The sequence below is a fragment of the Halorhabdus sp. CBA1104 genome (assembly GCF_009690625.1).
Taxonomy (GTDB): Archaea; Halobacteriota; Halobacteria; order Halobacteriales; family Haloarculaceae; genus Halorhabdus.
The window spans coordinates 621594-642630 of the sequence record NZ_CP033878.1 but is presented as its reverse complement, the minus strand read 5'-3'; the positions used below and the strand labels follow the sequence as shown (position 1 = coordinate 642630).

Genomic DNA, 21037 nt, shown 5'->3' with positions numbered 1-21037 from the left:
AGCGCCCATATTTCCGAGGGGTGTAATCGCCCGATAGCGGCGCAATAAACCGCCAATCGAACGCAGCGCAGTTGCTCTCGTTCGATAGTCGAACGACGGGTGATTTCCACCGGGAGTCGCGTACAACCAAGCAGGTGGCAATTCAGAAAGTCAATCGGTGGGTGACGGGCGTCTCCCGCTTGTCTCGATTCAGTGTCCTCTTGTTACCGCTCTCAAATCCGTGCTGATGACGTTCGTCGGGCAGTGACTGCGTACAGCGTGGACGGGGCCACATTCTACCGTTCCGATACCTGCGATTCGTCCGTCCCCCACGACAGGCCCACGGGTGTTTCTGGCGGGGCGAGCGGGCTCGTCGGCAGCTCACCGCTCGGGTCGGGGTCGTTGTAGGCTTTCGGAGCCACGTCGTTTGGTGCGTCGGGATAGAAGAGCGAGGCAAACGCGTGGATGTGTTCGCGGCCGACGTCGAGTTCGAACTGTCCGCCGCCGAACATCTGAATTTCCTGGTTGTGGCAGTAGTCGATAGTGTCAAAGAGCGACTGTATCGAGCCGAATCGGGATGGCTTGATGTTGAGCCACTCCGGGTCCCAAGGGAGGTCTTCGACGGTTTCGACGCCTCGAATCGGGTAGTCCCACGTTACGCGTGCCTCGTGTCCCTCGAACAGTGGTCGCGTCACCTCGTTCAGTTCCGGATCTTCGATGAGTGCTTCGGGAAAGCCCTCGATGATTCGCTCGTACAGCTCCGGGTCGGCAGGCTGATCGACCGCCGTCCCGTGGTACTGTCCTTTGAGGTCGAGTGTTCGGACAGCGTCGGTTGCCGCGAAGCGCTCGATGACTGCTGTTGTCCACTCCGATGTCGGATCGAGTTTGAACTCCAACTCGGGATTCCGGTCGAGCCACTCGAGCACGACGTCGCCGGTCGGCGGGTCCTCCAGACGTGTACTTACGACGAATCGAACTGGATCGTACGTGCGGCCGAGACAGTCGGCGAGGTCCGTGTCGGCCTGCTTCAATGCGAGATCGAGCGCGGCGCTCTCCAAGGCCCACTGTCGATAATTACGGAAGATTGACTGGCTCGGTTCGGTGCCGTGGAATAAATCGATCTCAGATACCTGGTCCGAGAACGCGTCGAGGGTGTATTCTCCCGTAATAGGGAAGTCCGCTACAGAAGCGCGTAGGGCTTCGTGTGCGTCGTTGTCGTATGTGACGTCCTCGCCACGCCCGGTTTCGCCGTTGCCGTGTAACGAGACGATGGTCGTCGCTCGGGTAAAGCCACTGGACGTGTCCCGCTCGCGTTGTTCGAGCTCGTAGGCCTGTATTTCCAGTTCGAGGCCGGAGACATGATCGTACAACACTGTGAACCCTCTTTTGTCCCGGCGGCATTAATAACTGAGAGAGACAGCCGTCGAACCGATGGAGACGTGGGGTACAGACGCTACGACGGACTCGGACACGCCATCAACGACGACGAGGTCCAAACGGTGAATTCGTTTATCGAACGACTCGTCTGAACTGTGGTGAAATCAGCACACGCTAGGAGAATATGTCGGCTACAATGGGATGGTCTCCGGAGGGACACGCTTTTGCTGCCCGCAGCTATCGTATCGAGGGTGTACCCGACGACGGTGCTGTCGCGACGGCCAACTGTATATGTGTCTGGCGCTCTTACAGTTCAGTGAATGAACAGCCGACTGCCCGACGGGAACGTGCCGTCGACATAGATGAGCAGTGCTGACCAGCCCCCCACGGAACGCTCTTCGGACAGTGTTGAACCCGGACTCTCGACGTCGTTGGCAGAACGGTACTCGAACGCAATGGGGCGGTTCGTCCATGGGGTCGAACTGGCCGCCGCAACTGTTTTTGCCGGCCTCTTCGCGATAGGGGTTGTCGATCTGATACTCCAAATATTCGGAGCCGTACAATCGGGGAGCATCACCGATCCACTCGTCGTCATTGGGTTCATCGACACTGGCCTGCTCCTGTTGATCATCGTCGAAGTGTACCAAACGGTGCTTGCATACGTCGAGGAGAACGACACGCGACGCATCGTCCAGCTCGTTATTTACACCGGCGTCATCGCGATGGTCAGGAAAGTTATCATTTTCCGAACGAGCGAGTATCCCACACTCGAAGATGCCGTCTTCGCCGCTGGTTCGTATGCGATCATTATCTTCGCGCTAGTCGGGCTACTATTTGCCGAACGAGTCTACGGGAACGGTTCCACGCTACTATCCGACTAGGGGACGAGACGGGTGAGAGAGAATCCAAGCACGGGCGTACTACTTGTGTCGTCGTTCGCGTCCAGCGGTACACGAGCCTCGATGCACTCGACGTCGAGACCGAGGCCAAATCGACGACCGACCCCCCACAGCACAAACGGAGATCGGACCGTTTACCGCTGTATTCCCGTCCTACCCGGAGTTGGGACAGCGAAGAGTCCAGAGAGCGTTCGTCACCCATAGAACGGCACGTCGTGGTAGCCGTTTTATCAGAGACACGCCACGGAGGAGCAAGTTTGGTGCTCTTTGGCACTGAGATGAGTGTCAGTCAACAGCGAGGTGGTACGGCGTTTCGGCAATAGTGCGACGAAGATCGGGGATCGAATCCCGCCCAGCCTCGGTCGCTGCGTCCACGATCGCCACCACTTCCTGGCGAGAGATCTTCACTCCGCCATCGGTCAATGCGTCCTCGGGACGGTCCCGCAACTCGCGAAGGGTCCCCACGCTCAACAGATATGGGACCGACCACGCAGCGATCGTGTTACCGTGAGTGAGTGGCATTGCGTCGATATAGTCTGCAGCATCGTCGAGAAATGTCGACGCGTGGGCGGCAGTCCGTTCGACGACTTGGGCAGCTGCTTTCCGGTTGGTCGCCTCGAGCATCGTCTCTTGCTCGATCCCCGCAGCTGCGAGCCACTCGGCGGGCAAGTAGACGTTGTTCTCTGTCGTGTAATCGTCGTAGACGTCTTTCGCGACGTTCACCAGTTGCAAGAGGAGTCCGAAATCGATCGCTGTCTCGTCCAACGTCCGAGCAGGAGTCTGTTCGATTCCGTCTCGCGTCAGTAAGTTGGTGATGAGCTTGCCGACAGTCCCCGCAGCATAATAGCAATACTCCTCGAGCTCAGCACGATCGACGAGACGAAGTCCGCCGGAAGCCTCATATCGTTGCACGAACGTTGCCATCCCGTCGACCATTTCCCGGACAGGCGGGACAACCGCTCGCTTGACGGATGCTGGCTGAGTAGCGAACGTCGCCTGGATTGTCGGGGAACGCGCGACGACGGTCCAGTCAGGACCGCGATCGGCCGGGGCCGGCAGCCACTTGTCGACAGCGTCTCGGAACGCCAGTATCGTCTCGTCACTGGCCGGATCGAGCGCAGCTCCGTACGTTCTCAGGAGAGACGCTTGCCTGGCAGGCGGAATGTGATCGGCGTCTTCGACAGTATCGGCCACGCGACACAAGAGATACCCCACACAGATCTGTGACGACATCGGCTCCGCTAAGACGTCAACTGTCAGAGCAAATGTCCGGGAGACTCCCTGTAGGGCGTCGTGACACCACGAGAGGTCCGGTTCGGGGGAGGAAGCAACTACCATTGGTGTGATCACAGAGTACTGAGGTAAACGACCCACCACAGGAATCCAAAGCCGCCCAGCCCCGAGACCAGTAGGGCGAGGGCGGTTCTTCGCTGGGTAGTGTACAGTTTGTACCCACAGTAGACGGCAATCAGGCCGAGCAATGGAACGGAAACGAGTGACAGGATAGCAGTAGCCAGACCGACAGCGACGTACAGACGCCCACCCTGGTTCCAGGCTCGGGCCGAACTCACGAGGCTGCCCCGTGACAGACTCATTTGTGCTGCATCCCTCGCATAGCAGTTACTAACTAGTTAGTAAATATTTAAGCGTTGCGGAGATTGACAGCATACACGAGGCGATACTGGGCAACGGGCCAGGTATTCTAACTGCGACAGCTCGCTGGACAACGCGAGCGTTCGTGTCTCACTGTCTGTACCCGGCCTCCCGATCGGGAGAAAGACATCCACCGACAGGCGAGGAGTTGACAGCTGGGCCGAGTGGGTCTAGTGGCTATTCGAAGGACTCTCGACGAATAGTTGTGCCGAGAGATACTCGTCAACGGCCTGTCTCGCATCGGCTACGATGCTGTCTTCGTCTAAGTAGATCGAGCGCGCACGTGCGCCGTTGACGATCATGAGAAGGGTCTGAGCGACGTGTGCCGGCTCAACGTCGCGAAAGACTCCCGCAGAGATACCCTGCTCGATGACCGTCTCGAGGAGATAGCTGATATATTGATCAGTCTCCGTGAACCGGAGACTGAACGATTCCTTGTGGAGGGTCTGATTGCGCATTTCGGCGAGCGCGACGAGAAGATCGTGGTGGTCCCGCGGGTCCATGAGTAATTTGTCGACGAGTAATTCGAGGCGTTCCTTGGGATCGGTCGCCTGTACCTCGTGGAGCGTACTCACGTATTCGCCGAGTATGTGATCGAGAAACGCCAACAGGAGATCGTCTTTCGTGTCGTAGTGATAGTGGATCGCCGCAGTGGTTTTGCCGTATTCCTCGGCGATCCGTTTGATCGTCAGATCCGCATACCCGTACTCACACAACGCTCGATAGGTCGCACCCATGATTTCGTCGTGGCCATCTGTGGGGGCTTGCGGAGAATGTTCCATCCTACAGAGAGATAGCGAGATCACGCAATTAATTGTTTTGACTGCTTGATAAGTATCGCGCCACGCTGGGAGTCTGCCGTGAGGGACTCATCAGTCGACCCGAAAGTAGCAGTCTTCCCAGTCGTCGTACCCGAAACTGAACCAAAAAGTTGATACTGACCAACCAGTCAGTAAGTTACGGAGGGAAACACAGTCAGCAAGTGATTCTCGCGCTCGTTACACAGTCACTGTCGGCATGAACCCCCTCCCGCCCCTCACCGACGGGATCACGTTCTGTCGGCCGGTCACGACCTGCACTGCTGTTGGGCTTGTCACGAGTGGGGGTGCACAGAGCGTGGGGATGTCCCCCCACCCCACTAGCTAAGTGCTACCACACTTCGATCCTGTGTCTGAACGTTTCCCTCCTCGAACCCATATTCACGGTTGGCGCACCAAGTACGCTCCCTATCCTCGGGTACACATCCCGGCAGCGTTGCCGACAACGAATATACTAACTAACTGTTCAGTAGGTAATGAACGGTGTAGCCCGAAAGAACTTGGGCCGGAAACCCAACGACAGAGACGACCACGAGCCCGGGCAGGAACCGGGGACAGACGAAACGAAAACAGACGCGATAGAGACGCTGGACGACTATACTGTGGTGATAGAGTACTGATTGAACTGTTCGCACATGCAATGTCGTCACGGCTTCCGAGACCGTCACATATATGCTGACTAAATGTTTAGTCAGTCCGAGAACAGACAATGACTGCAGACAGTGTACGGAGGCCAGACAGTGGGACTCAGTGACCGACTGTTCGAGCAAGTAATCGAGCACAGCAAGGTCGCGATCGTGGTGCTGTTGGTGTTGACGGTCGCCGTCGGTGCCGGCGCAACACAGGTATCACAATCGTCGTCGTTGGATCAGTTTCAGGGCCAAACAACGGAGTCAGCGAAGCTAGATTACATAGAGACGAATTTCTCCGCAGGAGAGTCGAATACGACGTCAGTACAGGCAATCATCCGGGACGAGAACGTCCTCGATAAGGATTCACTGACGGAGATGCTGGCAATGCAGGCCGAACTCCGCGAAAACGAGACAGTCAACGGGACGTTGGCCGAGCAAAATGCGATTGTCGGTATTCCCAACATCGTCGCGACGGCCGGCATCCGAGCGGAGATTGGCCAGCAGTTACGGACGACCGCAGCCGAATTCGAGCGACTGAACAGGACAGTCACGCGCGAGCGGACAGCGATCGCAAAACGGGCCACACAGCTCGAACAACGCGCTGTCCGACTCAACGAGACAGCAAAGAGACTCCAACGCGCCCTCCAGACAATCCAGCGCAGGCCCGCGGCGGACGCACGAACGCTGTTCGAGCAGGTCGATGCGAACTCGACGGTGACGCTGGACGAGGAGCACTTTTCGACGTTCAATCGATCGGTTCAGCAACTCCGGGCCGCAACGAACGAGTCCCAGCGTAAAGCAGCCTACACGCTTGGAACCCAGGGTGTCTTGCGCTCGGAATACCAGCAACTACAGCGCAATCGGACGGCACTCACAGACCGGACCGACGACCTCGAATCGAAGGCACAACGGCTCAAGTCAGTCGGTGCAGAGCTCCAGACACGACAGTCACAGCTGGAGAACGCGAGTGCCGCGTCGTTGTCCGCCCAGCGTGAGCAACTCGCTTCGATGAACGAGTCCGAAATCGACGCCGTCCTCGGTCAAATTCTGAGCCAAAACGGTGGGAGCGGGCAGGCGTTCGCGTTCATGCCGACCGGGTACGAGCCCGGGAGTCCGAACGCAAACGCCACGATGTGGCTTATCACCCAGACCTCCGGTGGAGAGCGCTCGGCCGGTGCTGTCAGTGATCGACTGATGGACTCTCAACTCGCGATGGAGACAGTCCTTTCGGAGGCGGCCACCGAAAACGACGACGCGATCGTCTTCGGCACGGGGAAGATATCCGACGAGATCAACCGGTCGATGACAGACTCTCTGGCCATCGTGGGGCCACTTGCACTGTTGTTCGTCGTCCTAGCCCTGATTGTCGCCTATCGGGACGTCCTGGACATTCTCCTCGGAGTCGTCGGGATCGGTGCTGTCCTCATCATGACCTTCGGGTTCATGGGCTGGGCCGATATTCCGTTCAATCAGATGTTCATCGCCGTCCCGGTGCTGTTGATCGGGCTGAGCATCGACTACGCGATCCATACCTTCATGCGCCACCGTGAGGAGCGCCACAACGACCACACCGCCAGTAGTGTGCGTGGCGCGATGGGCGTCGGGCTAGCTGGGGTCGGTGTCGCGCTGGTCTGGGTAACAGCGACGACAGCCATTGGCTTCCTCTCGAATCTCACGAGTCCGGTGCCGCCGATTCAGGACTTCGGTATCGTGAGTTCGGTCGGGATCGTGGCCGCACTGCTCGTGTTCGGGATCTTGATCCCCGCACTGAAAGTCGAAATCGACGAGTTCCTCGAAGGCCGCGGGTTCGACCGCAAAAAGCCCGCCTTTGGAACCGGTGGTGGACGGTTCAGTTCCGTGCTCAGCATCGGTGCGACGGCGGCACGCAAGGCACCGTACCTCCTGCTCATCGGTGCGGTCCTGCTCAGTGCGGCCGGTGCCGTCGGTGGGTCACAAGTCGATACGAGCTTCGATCAGGAGAGTTTCCTGGCCGAGGATCCGCCAGACTGGTCGAAAAATCTCCCAGAGCCGTTCAAGCCCGGCGAGTACTCCGCAAAAGAGAACCTCGAGTACGTAAACCAGAACTTCTTGCGCCAAGACTCCCAGGCACAGATCCTGATCGAAGGGCCGGTCGCCACGAGCGAGGCGATCGGGGAAGTACACGATGCACGCCTGGCTGCTGGCAACGATTCGGTAGCACCGAACGTCCAGGTGCTCTCAGATGGGGAGCCAGATATTCGGAGTCCGCTGTCGGTCATGCAGTCGGTCGCGGCCGACAACGAGACGTTCAACGCCACCTTCAGACAAGCCGATACGAACGGTGACGGTGTGCCCGATCAGAATGTGAACGCGGTGTTCGACGACCTGTTCGCGATCGCACCGGAACCCGCTGCTGGCGTCATCCACCGGACGGACAGCGGCTACGAGGCAGTGCGGATGGTCATCTCCGTGGAAGGTGGCACCTCAGGCAGTGCAGTGACGACTCAGATGCGAGACATCGCGGAGACAGTCGACAGTGAGCGCCTCACTACCACTGCGACGGGCCAAACGATCTTGTTCAAGATCGTTCAAGATCAGCTCCTCCAGACGGTCATCGAGAGTCTGCTCATCACCCTCGTTGCCGTCTTCGCCTTCCTGATGTTCACGTACCGCATCACGGAGGGAAGTGCCTCGCTGGGTGCCTTCACACTGCTCCCGGTCGTGATGAGCGTCAGCTGGATCCTGGGGACGATGTACCTGCTCGATATCCCGTTCAACATTCTCACGGGGATGATCACGAGCCTGACCGTCGGGCTCGGGGTGGCCTACAGCATCCACCTCAGCGAGCGGTACAACCAGGAACTCGAACGCGCCGAGACGATGTGGGACGCCATGGAGACCGCCGTCACCGGCACTGGCGGTGCGCTGTTAGGCAGCGCCGCCACGACGGTCGGTGGCTTTGGCGTGCTCGCGTTCGCGATCCTGCCACCACTCCAGCAGTTCGGCATCATCACCGGTCTGACGATCATCTACGCGTTCCTCGCGAGCGTCCTCATCTTGCCAAGTCTGCTCGTCATCTGGACGAAGTACTTTGGCCCCGACCACGCGAGCGTGGACGACACACCGAGGGCAGAAGCTGTGTCGACTGAGGAGTAAGCCCCGGATCAACCGCCCCACGCGGGCGGAGTTCTCGGACCGAGCGTTCCTGACGGGCACGAGTTTTCGGGACGAACGGTGTCCGTCGCCCACGCGAGGGCAAGCGGCCGGAGGGAGTCTCCGTGTGGACCGAAACCATGGACTGTCCCGAGAGCCAATGTGGGGACCGCCCACCCGACACTCGTCGGCGATACTGTTAGGAGGGTCTCGATACCAGTGTCGAACAATGGGACGCGTTCGGACGTGGCTGAGACGGAATCGGGAGCGACTAGTCGTCTGGGCAGTCGTCGTCGCGATGGTCGCAGTCGTCGGGATCACACTGTACTTTACGACGCCATTTCACGGGAGTCCCGAGAGCGTCAGGGCAATACAGGACAACGACGCCATCGACTCCCACACCGTCGACGGTGACTACATTCTCGAACCCGCAAACGCAACCACAAAAGCTGGACTGGTGTTTTACCCAGGGGCGCGCGTCCATCCGGATGCGTACCTCTCGTCACTGTCACCGCTGGTCACGGAAGCGAACGTTACAGTCGTTGTCGTCAAACTGCCGTTGAACCTGGCGATTCTCGAACAGGGCGCAGCTACCGGCATAATGGACGAGGACATCGAACAGTGGTACGTCGGCGGCCACTCGCTGGGCGGGGCGATGGCCTGTCGATACGCCAAGCGCAATCCGGAACGCGTCTCGGGGGTCGTGCTGTTCGGTTCCTACTGTGACCAGTCGATCGCGGCGACCGATCTGCGTGTGTTGAGCGTCGCGGGCGAAGCGGACAGGGTGCTCGACTGGACGACCTACGAGCAGAGCATAGCGAATTTACCCACCACCGCAACTGTAGAAACCATTCCGGGCATCAATCACACACAGTTTGGCAGCTACACCGGGCAGCCAGGCGATCGACCGTCAGGAACGGCCTATGCGGTCGCCCACCAGCGGCTGGCAAACGTGACAGTCCCGTGGTTCCAAGACGGCCACACTGAGCGAGGTACGTGACCGGCAACGTTCGATCGCCGTATCTTGGACAAACGACGAGTATCCACCGCGTTATCGGCTACGCGTCGTCACGTCACACCCATCCTCGGTGACGATGAGGGTGTGTTCTTTCTGGCTGACGTAGTGGCCGTCGTCTTCTTTCAGGACGGGATAGCCGTGGATGATGTCTTGCTGTTTCAGCCGTCGGAGCGCCATCTTGGGCCGCTTGACGTCGAGCCAGCGCGTCGCAAAGGGGAGAGTCTTGAACTCCTCGGCGATCTGTTCTAAGGCCTGTCTGGCCCGCCGGTCTCGAACGTTGCCTTCGCGTTCGAGCGCGAAGATCTCCTCGTCGCTGCCTTCCCGAACCTTTCCAGGGCCGTCGGTGGCGAACGGTTCGATCGCCACCACGTCACCAGCTTCCAGGGAGACACTCTGGTCGACCGCCCGGTTGGGGATGTTCGGTGTGGTGTGTTGCTCGTACTGGCCGAGACCGTGGCCCGTGAGGTTGACCACTGGGTTGAAGCCGTAGCCCTCGATCGTTTCCTCGACGACGGCCCCGATCTCGCCGGTTTCGACGCCCGCTTGGACGATATCGAGGGCTGCATCGAGGGCCTCTGCGGGGGCCTCGGCGAGTTCGTCCCGGCCGGCGAGGTCGACCGTCACGGCCGTATCGGCCAGCCAACCGTCCACACTGACACCGATATCGAGGTTGATCAGTTCTTCACCGAACGTCGCCTCGTCATCAACGCTTGGCGTCGCATGGGCAGCCTCCTCGTCGACGCTGATATTGACCGGAAACGCCGGTTCCCCGCCGAGTTCGCGGATCCGATCTTCGGCCCACTGGGCGACTTCGAGGTGGCTGACACCGACCTCGACGCGCTCGGCTGCTTCGTCACGAACTTCGGCGAGAATCTTCCCGGCTTCCCGGTGTTTCTCGTACTTCTCTGCCGTCAGGTCCACGTCGCTCATACCCGCCCTACGGAGGGCCGGGGGAAAGTGTTTGCCGATCCGTTCGATGCGACGGTTGGCCTCGTCTAGGTCTGCTCGCTGACTTCCTCGTCAGTGGTCGTCCCCTCACTGACTTGTTCCTCGGTGGCGTCCCCCTCGGCGGTCATCCCGTCAGTAGTCGTCTCCTCGGTGGTTGCCGCAATTGTCTCACGAATGTCGTCGACGTCCGCGTCGTCAGCGAACACCTGGACGGTCGCCTCGCTCGTTCTGATCTGGAGGTAGTGTTGGGCCGGCTGATCGTCACTGTCGTCACGCAGCCGCGACCCGGCCAGGCCGGCGGCAAACAGCACCGCGCCAATGACGATCGGAGACAGCGCCACCTGGGCCGACACGTCGACGAAGAGCCAGAGGATGGGAGTCACCAGCAAGCCAAATACCAGCGCCAGACCGCCAAGACCAGCTAGCAGTCCAGCCCCGGACGGCTGCATCGACGTCGATTCGAGATCCTGGACCTGCTCGAGAGCGACGGTTTCGAGTTCCTCGTCGAGCCAGAGCAATCGCTGATCTGTCATCCCCAGCGTCTCCGCGCCGCCCAGTGTCGGGACTGAAAGCGAGAGACCGCGAGTGATTCCGTCGACGACCCAGGTTTCGCGCAGTTGCTCGTCGTCGCCGAGAAACGAGCGCAGCGCTTTCTCGGTTCGGTCGGTACTCATCTCACTCGTCGCCCCACTTTCGGGCCGTTTTGGGCCGTGAATCGATATCTTGGACGTTCAGCGGTTCGTCGGCTGACTCGATCGCTTCGAGGGCGGCCTCGGCACTTTCCAGCGTCGAGAAGTACGTGATCGTCTCCTCGACACAGACCTCCAATACGTCCCGGTCGCGGGAGACCACGAGATCGATCTCGCCGTCACGCAGTGCCTGCTCGATGGCCGCCGTATCTTCGAAGTCCGCAAAGTCAAGCGTCTCGAAGTGTTCCTCGAAACCGAGGATCGGGAGGTCGACGATCGCCGTCCCCTCTAGGGGAATTGCCTTGCCAACCGCCTGTTGGGCCTTCTGATAGGCTTTCCCGAACGAGCCGGCGGTGCCCATGACCTCGCCCGTCGACTTCATCTCCGGACCGAGGCGTGGGTCCGATCCCGGCAGACGGTCAAAGGGCAACACGACCTCCTTGACGCTGACTTGCTCGGGCTGGTTCTCCTCGATGTCGAGATCTGCAAGATCGGTCCCGGCCATGACTTTCGCAGCGATCTGTGCGATCGGGACACCCGTCGTCTTCGAGATGAAGGGGACCGTCCGCGAGGAACGCGGGTTCGCTTCGAGGACGTAGACCGTCCCGTCCCGGACCGCAAGCTGGACGTTGAGCAGCCCTTCGGCATCGAGTTCGCGGGCGATCTCCTCGGCAACCTCGCGGATGCGCGGCATGACCGCTTTGATCTCTTCGCTGCGGGGCGGGATCATACACGCCGAGTCTCCAGAGTGGACCCCAGCCGTCTCGACGTGTTCCATGACACCACCGATGAGGACATCTCCGCCCTCGCCGGCAGCGTCGGCAACGGCATCGACGTCGAGTTCGACAGCATCGGCGAGGAAGTCGTCGACGAGGATCGGCTTGTCCGGGCTGACCCGAACGGCCTCCTCGATGTAGGTTTTCAGGTCCTCGTCGTTGTAGACGACATCCATCGCACGGCCGCCAAGCACGTAGCTCGGGCGGACGAGCACCGGGTAGCCGATGTCGCGAGCCAGTTCCAGGGCTTGTGCTTCGCTGGTTGCCGAGCCACCCTCGGCCTGGGCGATGCCCAGCTCGTCCATCAGGCGGTTGAAGCGGTCACGGTCCTCCGCGAGGTCCATCGCATCGACCGAGGTGCCAAGAATCTCACAGTCCAGTCCGCGGCGATCGAGTTCCTTCTCTAAGGGATGGCCGATGTCGACGGACGTCTGGCCACCGAACTGAACCATCACGCCGTCGGCACCGGTCTCCTCGACGACATCGGCGACTTCCTCGGCAGTGATGGGCTCGAAGAACAATCCGTCGGAGGTGTCGTAGTCCGTCGAGACCGTCTCGGGATTGTTGTTGACGACGTGGGCCTCGATGCCCATCTCCTCTAGGGCGCGGACGGCGTGGACCGAACAGTAGTCGAACTCGACGCCCTGCCCGATCCGGATGGGACCGCCACCGACGACGACGACGCTCTCGACGTCGGGATCGACCTGCACTTCGTTGCGTTCCAGCCCCGAGATGGGTTCACGAGCCGAGTAGTAATACGGCGTCGTGGCCTCGAACTCGCCGGCGCAGGTGTCGACCTGCTTGAACGAGCGTGGCGGGGCCGCTTCCTCGACATCGTCGACTGCGACGGCTCCGGTGCCGCCATCGGCCTGTGGCGTGGCTTCGTCGCCCTCGTCGACGACACCACGCGCGTCGAGCAAGCGGTCAGGCAGCCAGGAGGCGTGGGTGTCCTCGAAGGCCCCGCCGCCAGCCAGCGTCGCGACTTCGTGGTTCGTGAATCCTTCCTGGGCCGCGAGTTCGAGAGTCCCGTCGTGGGCGGCCTCGGCGGCGTCGGCGATCCGTTTGTACCGCTGTACGTACCACTCGCGGATCTCGGTCAGTGCCGACACCTCCTCGACGCTGTAGCCGCGCTCGAAGGCCTCGAACATCGCGTAGGGACGATCAGGCGAGGGGCGCACGAGATACTCCGATTCGAGTTCCTCGTCGTCGATCTCGGCCCAGTTGACCGCCGGATCGTACTCCGTCGAGCGCAGGGCTTTCAGCAGTGACTCCTGGAAGGTTCGCCCGATCGACATCGCCTCGCCGGTCGACTTCATCGCTGGCCCGATCTCGAAGTCGACGTCGGTGAACTTGTCGATCGGCCAGCGCGGAATCTTCGTGACCACGTAGTCGATCGCTGGCTCGAAGGCGGCAGTGGTCTCGCCGGTGATCTCGTTTTCGATTTCGTGGAGGCGCTTGCCCATCGCGACCTTTGCAGTAACGCGGGCGATCGGGTAGCCGGTCGCCTTCGAGGCCAGTGCCGAGGAGCGTGAGACGCGCGGGTTGACTTCGACGACACGATACTCGCCGCCCGGCGTGCCGTCGTCACGCCAGGCGAACTGGATGTTACAGCCGCCGTGGATCTCCAGTTCGCGGATCACCTTCAGTGCCGTGTCCCGCATTTCCTGGTGGCCATCGTCCGGAATGACCTGGGAGGGCGTGACAACCATCGACTCCCCGGTGTGGATGCCCATCGGGTCCAGATTCTCCATGTTGCAGATGATGATACAGGAGTCATCGGCGTCGCGCATCACCTCGTACTCCAGTTCGATCCAGCCGTCGATGGACTCGGTGATCATCACGCGGTCGTCACGCGAGAGGCGCAGCCCCTTCCGTGTGGCCTCCTTGAGCTCGTCCATGTCGTCGATGACGCCCGAGCCAGCCCCACCCAGTGTGTAGGTCGTCCGCATGATGACTGGCAGACCGCCGACCGCCGCAACGGCGTCTTCAACCTCGTCGATGGCCTCGATAGTCGTCGAGGCTGGGACCGGTTCGCCGATCGACTCCATGCGCTTTCGGAACTGCTCGCGGTCTTCGGTCGCATAAATCGTGTCCAGGGGCGTCCCCATGACCTCGACGTCGTGCGCTTCGAGGACGCCTTCTTCGGCGAGTTCCGCGGTGACGTTCAGGCCAGTCTGGCCCCCGAGCCCGGCAATAACGCCGTCAGGGTCCTCTTTGCGGATGATCTCGGCGATGGCCTCCGTGTTGATCGGTTCGAGGTAAACCTCGTCGGCCATCTCCGGATCGGTCATGATCGTCGCCGGATTGGAGTTGACCAGGACCACGCGCGCGCCTTCTTCCTGAAGTGCGCGACAGGCCTGTGCCCCCGAATAGTCGAACTCGGCTGCCTGTCCGATCTGTATTGGGCCGCTCCCGATCAGCAAGATCGTTGGATCTTCGTCGTCCGTCATTGTGCATCTGGAGTTCGTTCGTCGTAATAAATCCGGCGAAGGGTTACGATACTCGCAAGTGAATTTCGAAAATCGTATTCGGTGCTTACCCGCCGGTCGCCAGTGCAGCCCGGTCGACGAAGAACACGTACGTCTGGCCGCCGAGTTCATACTCGAAGCCGAACGCACCGATCGTCACGGGACCGGGACGCAGCAAGACGGCTTCCTCACGGACGCTGTACCCCGGAAGCCGGGCGTGGAGCACATCGCGCTGGGTACTATCGGCGATCACGACCGGCGGTGGATCGGCCGGCAGCGAATCGATATCGGCCGCGCTGGTCACGGTCGCACCGGTCGCCTCGGTGTACCACGGCAGCGGGAGGCGATCGTACCAGTTGCTCGCGGCCGGCGGCTGGTCGTTATGAGACTCGTTGGCGACGGCGATATCACCGTAGTATAGCACGTCGGCCCCCTCGTTGGTGGCCGCGGCCGTCTGGAGATCCTCGACGATCGGCCGGAGGTCGCCGCCCGGCTGGCCACCTTGTGCGACGACATTGAGTCCGTGTGGCGGTTGCTGGTAGGTGATGAGGGCACTGGAGCCGACGACGAACGCCCCCGAGCTGACCAACAGCGCTGCGAGCCCAACAGTCGCGACAGTGTGGCCGTCGAGACCCACCGTTGGGAGCCGATCGAAGACGGCAACGAGTCCGATCGCCGCCGGGATCGCCAGCGCGACGACGACGTGGACGGCGAGCCACGGGGCCTTGATGTCAGCGACATAGGGGTAGCCGACGACCGCCGACAGCGCCCACCAGCCACAGAAAGCCACGAGCGGGCGCGGGTGCCAGCGAATCGCAACCACCGCGAAAACGACCGTCGCCGCGGCGGCGAGGGCGAGGACGGCCCCGAAGTGCGCCAGATAAGGAGCGTACGGATGGGCGTGCATATCCGGCGCGAGCCAGAGGTCGGCGAAGGCACCCGCCGAGCCGACGGTCGCGTCCCACACAACCCGCGGGAGGAGCGACGGGTCGGCGAGGGCGCTCCACAATCCAGCGTCGGGGTCCGGCGACCGTGGCGCATAGAAAAACACGAGAACGGGGAGCATCTCAAGCGGGATGAGGAGTAGCGTCCGCCCCCACGATCGCACGCGTCCCATCGCGGCAGCGAGCCCCGACCGAACGGGATCGATCGGATCACGGCCGTGGCGACGAGCGGCCACAGCAGCGCCGACACCGACCATCACGATCGCACCCAGCCAGGAGACGGGATAGAGAATCGCGTTCTCCTTGGTGGTCAACGCCAGCGCGAAGGCGATGGCCGCCAAGTGCAGGTAGCGCCGTCGATCAGTATCGATCGCGGCCACGAGCGCGCCGAAGGTAACGAACGCGAAGACAGCCAGGGGTAGATCGCTCCGCATGAACCGCGAGTAATACAGCAGGAGGGGGTTGAGAGCCAACACGACACCGAGCGCGATTGTTTCAGTATCCTGCAGACGCGTTCGAAAGAGCAGTGCCGACAGCGGGAAGAGGCTCCCAAGGATGGCGACCGGGAGCCGCATGACGAAATCCGACGCGCCAGCGACCGCGATCACCCACCGCGTGACGTGCTGGACGAACGGCCCGTGGATGATCGGGCGATACTCCCAGTGCCCGCTCGCGGCAGTCCGGAGAATCCAGTAACCGACCCGCCCCTCGTCCCAGTGGGCGACGCGAACGCCGAGTCCAGCCAGCCTGACGGTGAGCGCGACCACGACGACGAGGGCGAGTGCTCGACGCGGATCCCTGAGCCAGGGACGATCATGGAGACGCTGCACGGCTTCGGCCACGAATGAGGGCTAAAAACGTGTTCCGGTCGGCGATCGAGCGGACACCGCCAGCGGTCCCCCTCACCGACCCCGCTCGTCGAAGCGATAACGGTACGGCTGGCCCCGAATGACTTCGATCTCGCCCGTCTCGGCGTGTCGGCCCAGAACAGTCGCCACCTGATGGGCACTGTCGAAGGATTCGCCGTGGTCTTCGAGCAAGTCGAGTATCTCCCGGGCGGTGAGGGGACCGTCGCGATCGGCCTCGCGGATCACGGCTCGAATCGTCTCGAAGTCGCCGTGATGTAGCATGGTATGACATACAGCCTCATACCCCATTAAACACCGTCAGACTGGCGTCTGACGACCGTTCAACCCGGAACGCCGGACACGGACGGAATTAGGTGTCACACAAACGGGACGGATCGTGATACTGTCACACACCAAGTCACGCTGCCGAGTCGTACTCGCCTTCGAAGTCCCGCTGGTGGCGGTAGGTCTCGACGAATTCGCCTACGTCGAACTCGGCCATTTCGGTTTCGAAGGCGTCGATCGCGGCCTCGTCGTCGGCGTGGCTGACGGCGTGTTCCATCAGTTCGACGACGAGCTCGACGACGATTTCGTGGAGTCGCCGGGAGTCAAAGTCAGTGACCCACACCAGTCCGCAGCCAATGTCACCGTCGTCTTCGACGTCTTTGGCGAGGACGGCGTCGGGAAACTCCTCTAAGACGATGCCCATGAGGTGGACGGTGCCCAGCTGGTCGGCTTCGTCTGTCGTCTCGACGGTCTCTCTGAGCACGTCGACGAGAAACTCCGGGAGGAAGCGACCGGGCGGGTGGACATCCATGACCACGGCGTGGGTGTCACCACAGTCACAGTCGAACTCCCGCATGCCCATGTCGAGTGTCGACAGGCCGACGGACTCGCCACAAGGGAGTTCGAAACGGTCACCCGCACCGGGAACGCGAGGCGATGTCATCGCCGGATGTTGCTCGCCAGCGGGGTTAAACGGCTCGAAGGGTGCAAGGCCACCCGAGACCGGTGGTTCAGGGCCAGTCCTCGCGCGTCTCGTCTTGCTCGGCCTGGGCCGGCGATTCCGGCTCGCCAAGCTCCCACTCGGCAGCCTCGGCGGCGTCTTCGACGTCGAGATACTCCCACCCCTGCTCGTTGGCCAGTGCCTTTGCGTCCTCGTCGGTCCCGACGTAGACGTACCGCGGGGTTTCGAACTGGCCTTTGACCGACTCGAGACTGTCTTTGCGCCCGCGCGGCCCGGAGAAAAAGTCCTGACGGACCCGATGTTTACGGGCGAAATTCGTGACGACGTAGGTTGGCTCCTCGGAGACGATGCCGACGTACTCGCTCCACGTCCGAGCGTCGTTGAAAACAGCGTCGGGGTGGGCGAATCGCTGCAACGCGTCCAGATCGAAGGCGAGAGTCATCTCGCCGCCCGAATCGCCGTGCATACCCCAACCAGCGGACTGGTGTGCAAAACGGTGTCGATACGCCCGACTGGAGGGGTCAATCGACGACCGACTGTTCGACCGCAGGGGCAGCCAGAGCGTCCAGATCGACCTCGGGTTCGAGAAGCAGGTCCGTCTGGTCGCCGACGGGCCGTTCCTGACGGATGATGCGTTTGAATGCACTCTGTTGAGAGAGATCGCCGACCAGGACGCCACCGATCAGCCGCCCGTCTTTGAACGTGAGTCGGCGCCACTCCTCGTCGCTGTACGTGCGCTGGGCGGACTGGTCGCCAAGCGTCGGGTGCCCAAAGGAGAGAAAGGGGAACTCAAAGTGCGTGATCGAGTACGTCGGCACGTACCGGAACGTCGCTGCAGGCTCGTCGGCGACCATGTTCTGGCCGGCGACGGCACCCTGCTCTTTAGCGCTGCCCCAGGAGCCATTCTGCGCGCGCTCGTCGAGAATGACGTCGAAGTACCGTGTGAGATCGCCGGCTGCATAGACGTTCTCGACGTTCGTTCGCATGTGCTCGTCGACGACGATCCCGTCGTCCAGTTCGACGGGCGTCTCCTGGAGAAACTCGGTGTTGTAATCGAGTCCGACGGCAACGGCCGCAAACTCCGCGTCGTGGAACTCGCCGTTGGAGTCGATTGCCCCGGAGACGTGTCCGTCGTCGTCGACTTCGAAGCGTTCGATGCCGCTCTCGAAGACCGGCGTCACGCCTAAGTCTCGAAGGGCCTCGTGGATCATCTCGGCACCGTCGAGCGTGAGCGCGTACCGCCACCAGCGGTTGCCCCGCATGAGATACTCGGCGTCGACGCCCTGAGCGCCACAGATCGCCGCGAGGTCGATCCCGAGCAGTCCGGCCCCGACGACGACGCCAGTTTCGGCCTCGCTTGCGTGCTGGCGGATGCGACGCGCGTCCTCGAAGGTCCAAAAGTGATGGATCCCGTCGGCGTCGCTATTTTCGACGGGCAGTCCGATCGGCGTGCCACCGGTCGCCACGAGGAGTTTGTCGTAGGCGATTGTCTCCCCGTCGTCGGTCTCGACGGTCTGGCTATCGGTGTCGACGCTCGTGACGCGCGTGTTGAGTCGGAGGTCGATGTCGCGTTCGTCGTACCACTCTTCCTCGTGGATCGCGATGGGGGCCTCCGGGAGTTTCCCCTTGGCGAACTCCTTGATGAGGATCCGATTGTAGAGGGGTTCGCCTTCCTCGGTAATGACAGTCACGTCGGCGTCGGGAGCAGCCTCGCGGATCGTCTCCGCGGCAGAACTACCCGCGATGCCATCGCCGAGGATTACGTGGGCCGTGGTCATGCTCGCGGTATTGGAACCGGGGCCTAATGTGGATTGCTATCGCTGCAATCGGCAGTAGTAGCTGGTTCCCGATCGTCTGCCCGGATCTGCCACGGACCGACAATGCGGGCGATCACCCACAGAGGGGCTGGCGTGCTCGGCAGTCGACGGGCGGCGAGCTACCGACTCCCGGACGTTGATGTACCTGGCCAGCCAAGAGTCAGGCACATGAAGATCAAGCAAAGTGTCAAACACTGGGCGGCAAAGCAAAGCCTGACGGCACCAGTCGTCGGCGACATGGTGGCCGACCGTCTCGTCGATATTCATACCGATTTCTTCTTAGACTGGGCCGACGAGGACCGCCGCGAAGAACGTCGCGAGCGCCTCGAAGCGCTGTTCGACGCGACGATGGACACCTACGTCGTCGCGCTGAGAGAGGGGTATCCGGAGGCCGAGGCCCGCGAAATCACCCACGCCCAGGCCAACTTCGACTTCTACAACCACGGCTGGACCGAAATGATGGAGTTCCCCGTCGACGAGATCGAAGCCCACTACGACCGCTACGCCGACTTCTTCGACGCCCACGGCATCTCGATCGACGATCCCCTCGGCGACTTTGCGCCCGCGGGCGGATTACCCGACGCCCCCTCGACGCCGGAAAAACTCGACGATCCCGACCACCCACACGCGATCGGTGGCTTTGCCGACGACGTGTACGTCGAGACCGACGACGGCGAGGTCGTGATCGGTGGCGGGGAAGAACCCGAGGAAGTCGACGTCGAAAAAGCCCCAGGCGTCGACCCGACTTCCGTCGACAGCGAGATCGAATCCTGAGTGGCCGGTCGGGTGACCCCAGCTATACCGGGTCCGTATCGTGGCGGAACGTCTGGAACTCCATAGTCCGTCCCTCGGGGTCCTCGGCGAAGAACTGGTAAATGTCGTACTCCTCGTTTACCGTCGGTGGGCCACGAGCCCGGTCGGCGAGTCGCTCGTAGTAAGTGTCGACACCGTCCCGCGTCTCGGTGACGAAGGTCAACACGCCATCGGTCTCGGCCGTCTCGCGGTCGCAAAACCCGAACAGAAAGGAGTCGTACCGAAGAATTGTACACGCAGACTGTTCGAGCCAGACCGTCGCGCCGACGGCCTCGACGTAGAACGACGCGATCGATTCGTACTGCTCGGAGCCGAAGAACACTATCCCTGGCATGGGTTCGTGGACGGCGACAGCGCCGAAAAGCGTTTGTGTCAGCGAGAGATCGGTGGCAATCTCGATCGGAGAAAACCCTTGTGAGTCTGCATACAACGTATGCACATGTCGAAAACCCAGTCGTCTCTCAGAGGAAGCCTGCAAGCGCTTCGCCGCCCATAAGAGAGACGACGAAAACGGTATCAGCGGCAACCAGAACCTCTATGTAGTCGATAACGAGCCTCCGGCGCTGTGTTGCCGCTGTGAAAACGCCAATATCCAGGTATGAAGACGATCCCATTGGGCATATTTGCAAGGCGCAACCGTTTTGTTCTATTGTGTTATCATCCCCGGCGTGTCATCCAACAGCCAGCCAGCGGATCGATCGAACCCCCAATCGGTTGGTTGACTGCCGTCGTGACGCTTCTCGGATACGGAATCGCGGAGATGTGGCTTGGAATCACAGCGCAGTCGCCAGGATGGATCGCCGTTCGCAACGCGCCTGTCTCTATCTCGTTTTGATTGTATTGGTTGTCGTCTATAGTCGTGAACAATAATCAGAGCGTGTCAGAGAAAGATTCCCACGGAGTTCGTGAGTCGCTCAGTACAGTTGAACAGACTACCGGCTTATCTTTCCTGCAGGCCTTCGATAAAGAGCGAGAGTATCCAGTAGCCTGTCCCAAGTGTAACGATCACACCGATAATACCGATCAGGTACTCCCCTACCAGAAGTCTCCCTGCTAATTGGAGAGCAATTAAACCAACTATTCCGAGAAACAGCCCTAAGAGCCCGCGGTGAAGTGATGACGCTAGTTGTTCAGTCGCGGATTCTGGGGAAGCCATGTCAGTATAGAATAACACACGACTTGTTGAACATTCCGGTGCTTGATCAAAGCTTCAATGAGCAATACGCACATACAGTGAGCATCTCTACGATAGCTGTGTA

At 61.1% G+C, this 21037-nt stretch carries 20 protein-coding genes; 5 read left to right on the top strand and 15 right to left on the bottom strand.

Features of this window, described 5'->3' with window-relative positions; genetic code table 11:
• Nucleotides 1-275: 275 nt before the first annotated feature.
• The gene (locus Hrd1104_RS03365; protein WP_154551424.1) at nucleotides 276-1352 is read right to left on the bottom strand and encodes a hypothetical protein; all 1077 of its coding nucleotides are present in this window, start codon (nucleotides 1350-1352) and stop codon (nucleotides 276-278) included.
• A 366-nt stretch (nucleotides 1353-1718) separates the two neighbouring features.
• On the opposite strand from Hrd1104_RS03365, the gene Hrd1104_RS03360 reads away from it, so the two are divergent.
• A complete protein-coding gene (locus tag Hrd1104_RS03360) occupies nucleotides 1719-2237 on the top strand; it encodes a phosphate-starvation-inducible PsiE family protein (protein ID WP_154551423.1) in 519 nt (172 codons plus the stop codon).
• 303 nt (nucleotides 2238-2540) lie between these two features.
• Here the strand turns inward: Hrd1104_RS03360 and Hrd1104_RS03355 are convergent, their stop codons facing one another.
• From Hrd1104_RS03355 to Hrd1104_RS03345, 3 genes are all read right to left on the bottom strand, one after another.
• Nucleotides 2541-3593 (bottom strand): phytoene/squalene synthase family protein, encoded by a 1053-nt coding sequence (locus tag Hrd1104_RS03355; RefSeq protein WP_154551422.1) that lies wholly within the window; start codon nucleotides 3591-3593, stop codon nucleotides 2541-2543.
• Between the two features lie 8 nt (nucleotides 3594-3601).
• Nucleotides 3602-3850 carry a hypothetical protein gene (locus Hrd1104_RS03350; RefSeq protein ID WP_154551421.1) on the bottom strand — a complete coding sequence of 83 codons (249 nt, stop codon included), beginning with the start codon at nucleotides 3848-3850 and terminating at the stop codon, nucleotides 3602-3604.
• A gap of 228 nt (nucleotides 3851-4078) precedes the next feature.
• Nucleotides 4079-4690, bottom strand: coding sequence for a TetR/AcrR family transcriptional regulator (locus Hrd1104_RS03345; protein ID WP_154551420.1), 612 nt, complete (start codon nucleotides 4688-4690; stop codon nucleotides 4079-4081).
• 512 nt (nucleotides 4691-5202) lie between these two features.
• On the opposite strand from Hrd1104_RS03345, the gene Hrd1104_RS03340 reads away from it, so the two are divergent.
• The 3 genes from Hrd1104_RS03340 to Hrd1104_RS03330 all read left to right on the top strand — a co-directional run bounded on the left by Hrd1104_RS03340 (nucleotide 5203) and on the right by Hrd1104_RS03330 (nucleotide 9490).
• Nucleotides 5203-5346, top strand: coding sequence for a hypothetical protein (locus Hrd1104_RS03340; RefSeq protein ID WP_154551419.1), 144 nt, complete (start codon nucleotides 5203-5205; stop codon nucleotides 5344-5346).
• Nucleotides 5347-5466: 120 nt separating this feature from the next.
• Nucleotides 5467-8493 (top strand): MMPL family transporter, encoded by a 3027-nt coding sequence (locus tag Hrd1104_RS03335; protein WP_154551418.1) that lies wholly within the window; start codon nucleotides 5467-5469, stop codon nucleotides 8491-8493.
• Nucleotides 8494-8719: 226 nt separating this feature from the next.
• A complete protein-coding gene (locus tag Hrd1104_RS03330; RefSeq protein ID WP_229770524.1) occupies nucleotides 8720-9490 on the top strand; it encodes an alpha/beta fold hydrolase in 771 nt (256 codons plus the stop codon).
• 51 nt (nucleotides 9491-9541) lie between these two features.
• On the opposite strand, the gene map is transcribed toward Hrd1104_RS03330, so the two are convergent.
• From map to Hrd1104_RS03290, 8 genes are all read right to left on the bottom strand, one after another.
• On the bottom strand, nucleotides 9542-10438 hold the full coding sequence (gene map / locus Hrd1104_RS03325; RefSeq protein WP_154551417.1) for a type II methionyl aminopeptidase: 897 nt from the start codon (nucleotides 10436-10438) through the stop codon (nucleotides 9542-9544).
• A gap of 65 nt (nucleotides 10439-10503) precedes the next feature.
• Nucleotides 10504-11130: a DUF6232 family protein gene (locus Hrd1104_RS03320; protein WP_154551416.1), complete on the bottom strand. Its 627-nt coding sequence runs from the start codon at nucleotides 11128-11130 to the stop codon at nucleotides 10504-10506.
• A 1-nt stretch (nucleotide 11131) separates the two neighbouring features.
• On the bottom strand, nucleotides 11132-14371 hold the full coding sequence (gene carB, locus Hrd1104_RS03315) for a carbamoyl-phosphate synthase large subunit (RefSeq protein WP_154551415.1): 3240 nt from the start codon (nucleotides 14369-14371) through the stop codon (nucleotides 11132-11134).
• Between the two features lie 85 nt (nucleotides 14372-14456).
• Entirely contained in the window at nucleotides 14457-16163 is a 1707-nt protein-coding gene (locus tag Hrd1104_RS03310) for a flippase activity-associated protein Agl23 (RefSeq protein WP_195837621.1), read from the bottom strand.
• 72 nt (nucleotides 16164-16235) lie between these two features.
• Entirely contained in the window at nucleotides 16236-16463 is a 228-nt protein-coding gene (locus Hrd1104_RS03305; protein WP_370454821.1) for a hypothetical protein, read from the bottom strand.
• A 136-nt stretch (nucleotides 16464-16599) separates the two neighbouring features.
• On the bottom strand, nucleotides 16600-17130 hold the full coding sequence (locus Hrd1104_RS03300; protein WP_154551412.1) for a DUF5815 family protein: 531 nt from the start codon (nucleotides 17128-17130) through the stop codon (nucleotides 16600-16602).
• A 67-nt stretch (nucleotides 17131-17197) separates the two neighbouring features.
• The gene (locus Hrd1104_RS03295) at nucleotides 17198-17614 is read right to left on the bottom strand and encodes a hypothetical protein (protein WP_154551411.1); all 417 of its coding nucleotides are present in this window, start codon (nucleotides 17612-17614) and stop codon (nucleotides 17198-17200) included.
• Between the two features lie 55 nt (nucleotides 17615-17669).
• Entirely contained in the window at nucleotides 17670-18926 is a 1257-nt protein-coding gene (locus Hrd1104_RS03290) for an NAD(P)/FAD-dependent oxidoreductase (protein ID WP_154551410.1), read from the bottom strand.
• A 207-nt stretch (nucleotides 18927-19133) separates the two neighbouring features.
• Here Hrd1104_RS03290 and Hrd1104_RS03285 point away from each other — a divergent pair, with 207 nt between their 5' ends.
• Nucleotides 19134-19739, top strand: coding sequence for a DUF6149 family protein (locus Hrd1104_RS03285; RefSeq protein WP_154551409.1), 606 nt, complete (start codon nucleotides 19134-19136; stop codon nucleotides 19737-19739).
• 22 nt (nucleotides 19740-19761) lie between these two features.
• On the opposite strand, the gene Hrd1104_RS03280 is transcribed toward Hrd1104_RS03285, so the two are convergent.
• From Hrd1104_RS03280 to Hrd1104_RS03270, 3 genes are all read right to left on the bottom strand, one after another.
• On the bottom strand, nucleotides 19762-20112 hold the full coding sequence (locus tag Hrd1104_RS03280; protein ID WP_154551408.1) for a VOC family protein: 351 nt from the start codon (nucleotides 20110-20112) through the stop codon (nucleotides 19762-19764).
• Nucleotides 20113-20239: 127 nt separating this feature from the next.
• Nucleotides 20240-20392, bottom strand: a complete 153-nt coding sequence (locus tag Hrd1104_RS03275; protein WP_154551407.1) for a hypothetical protein — start codon at nucleotides 20390-20392, stop codon at nucleotides 20240-20242.
• A gap of 326 nt (nucleotides 20393-20718) precedes the next feature.
• Nucleotides 20719-20934, bottom strand: a complete 216-nt coding sequence (locus Hrd1104_RS03270) for a hypothetical protein (protein ID WP_154551406.1) — start codon at nucleotides 20932-20934, stop codon at nucleotides 20719-20721.
• Nucleotides 20935-21037 lie beyond the last annotated feature (103 nt).

Coding starts and splice junctions, on each gene's coding strand:
- Hrd1104_RS03340 (WP_154551419.1), top strand. CDS start 5,203: ATGAACGGTGTAGCCCGAAAGAACTTGGGCCGGAAACCCAACGACAGA.
- Hrd1104_RS03350 (WP_154551421.1), bottom strand. CDS start 3,850: ATGAGTCTGTCACGGGGCAGCCTCGTGAGTTCGGCCCGAGCCTGGAAC.
- Hrd1104_RS03270 (WP_154551406.1), bottom strand. CDS start 20,934: ATGGCTTCCCCAGAATCCGCGACTGAACAACTAGCGTCATCACTTCAC.
- Hrd1104_RS03295 (WP_154551411.1), bottom strand. CDS start 17,614: ATGCACGGCGATTCGGGCGGCGAGATGACTCTCGCCTTCGATCTGGAC.
- Hrd1104_RS03330 (WP_229770524.1), top strand. CDS start 8,720: ATGGGACGCGTTCGGACGTGGCTGAGACGGAATCGGGAGCGACTAGTC.
- Hrd1104_RS03305 (WP_370454821.1), bottom strand. CDS start 16,463: ATGCTACATCACGGCGACTTCGAGACGATTCGAGCCGTGATCCGCGAG.
- Hrd1104_RS03285 (WP_154551409.1), top strand. CDS start 19,134: ATGAAGATCAAGCAAAGTGTCAAACACTGGGCGGCAAAGCAAAGCCTG.
- Hrd1104_RS03360 (WP_154551423.1), top strand. CDS start 1,719: ATGAGCAGTGCTGACCAGCCCCCCACGGAACGCTCTTCGGACAGTGTT.
- Hrd1104_RS03280 (WP_154551408.1), bottom strand. CDS start 20,112: ATGCCAGGGATAGTGTTCTTCGGCTCCGAGCAGTACGAATCGATCGCG.
- Hrd1104_RS03300 (WP_154551412.1), bottom strand. CDS start 17,130: ATGACATCGCCTCGCGTTCCCGGTGCGGGTGACCGTTTCGAACTCCCT.
- Hrd1104_RS03355 (WP_154551422.1), bottom strand. CDS start 3,593: ATGGTAGTTGCTTCCTCCCCCGAACCGGACCTCTCGTGGTGTCACGAC.
- Hrd1104_RS03290 (WP_154551410.1), bottom strand. CDS start 18,926: ATGACCACGGCCCACGTAATCCTCGGCGATGGCATCGCGGGTAGTTCT.
- Hrd1104_RS03320 (WP_154551416.1), bottom strand. CDS start 11,130: ATGAGTACCGACCGAACCGAGAAAGCGCTGCGCTCGTTTCTCGGCGAC.
- carB (WP_154551415.1), bottom strand. CDS start 14,371: ATGACGGACGACGAAGATCCAACGATCTTGCTGATCGGGAGCGGCCCA.
- Hrd1104_RS03275 (WP_154551407.1), bottom strand. CDS start 20,392: ATGGGATCGTCTTCATACCTGGATATTGGCGTTTTCACAGCGGCAACA.
- map (WP_154551417.1), bottom strand. CDS start 10,438: ATGAGCGACGTGGACCTGACGGCAGAGAAGTACGAGAAACACCGGGAA.
- Hrd1104_RS03345 (WP_154551420.1), bottom strand. CDS start 4,690: ATGGAACATTCTCCGCAAGCCCCCACAGATGGCCACGACGAAATCATG.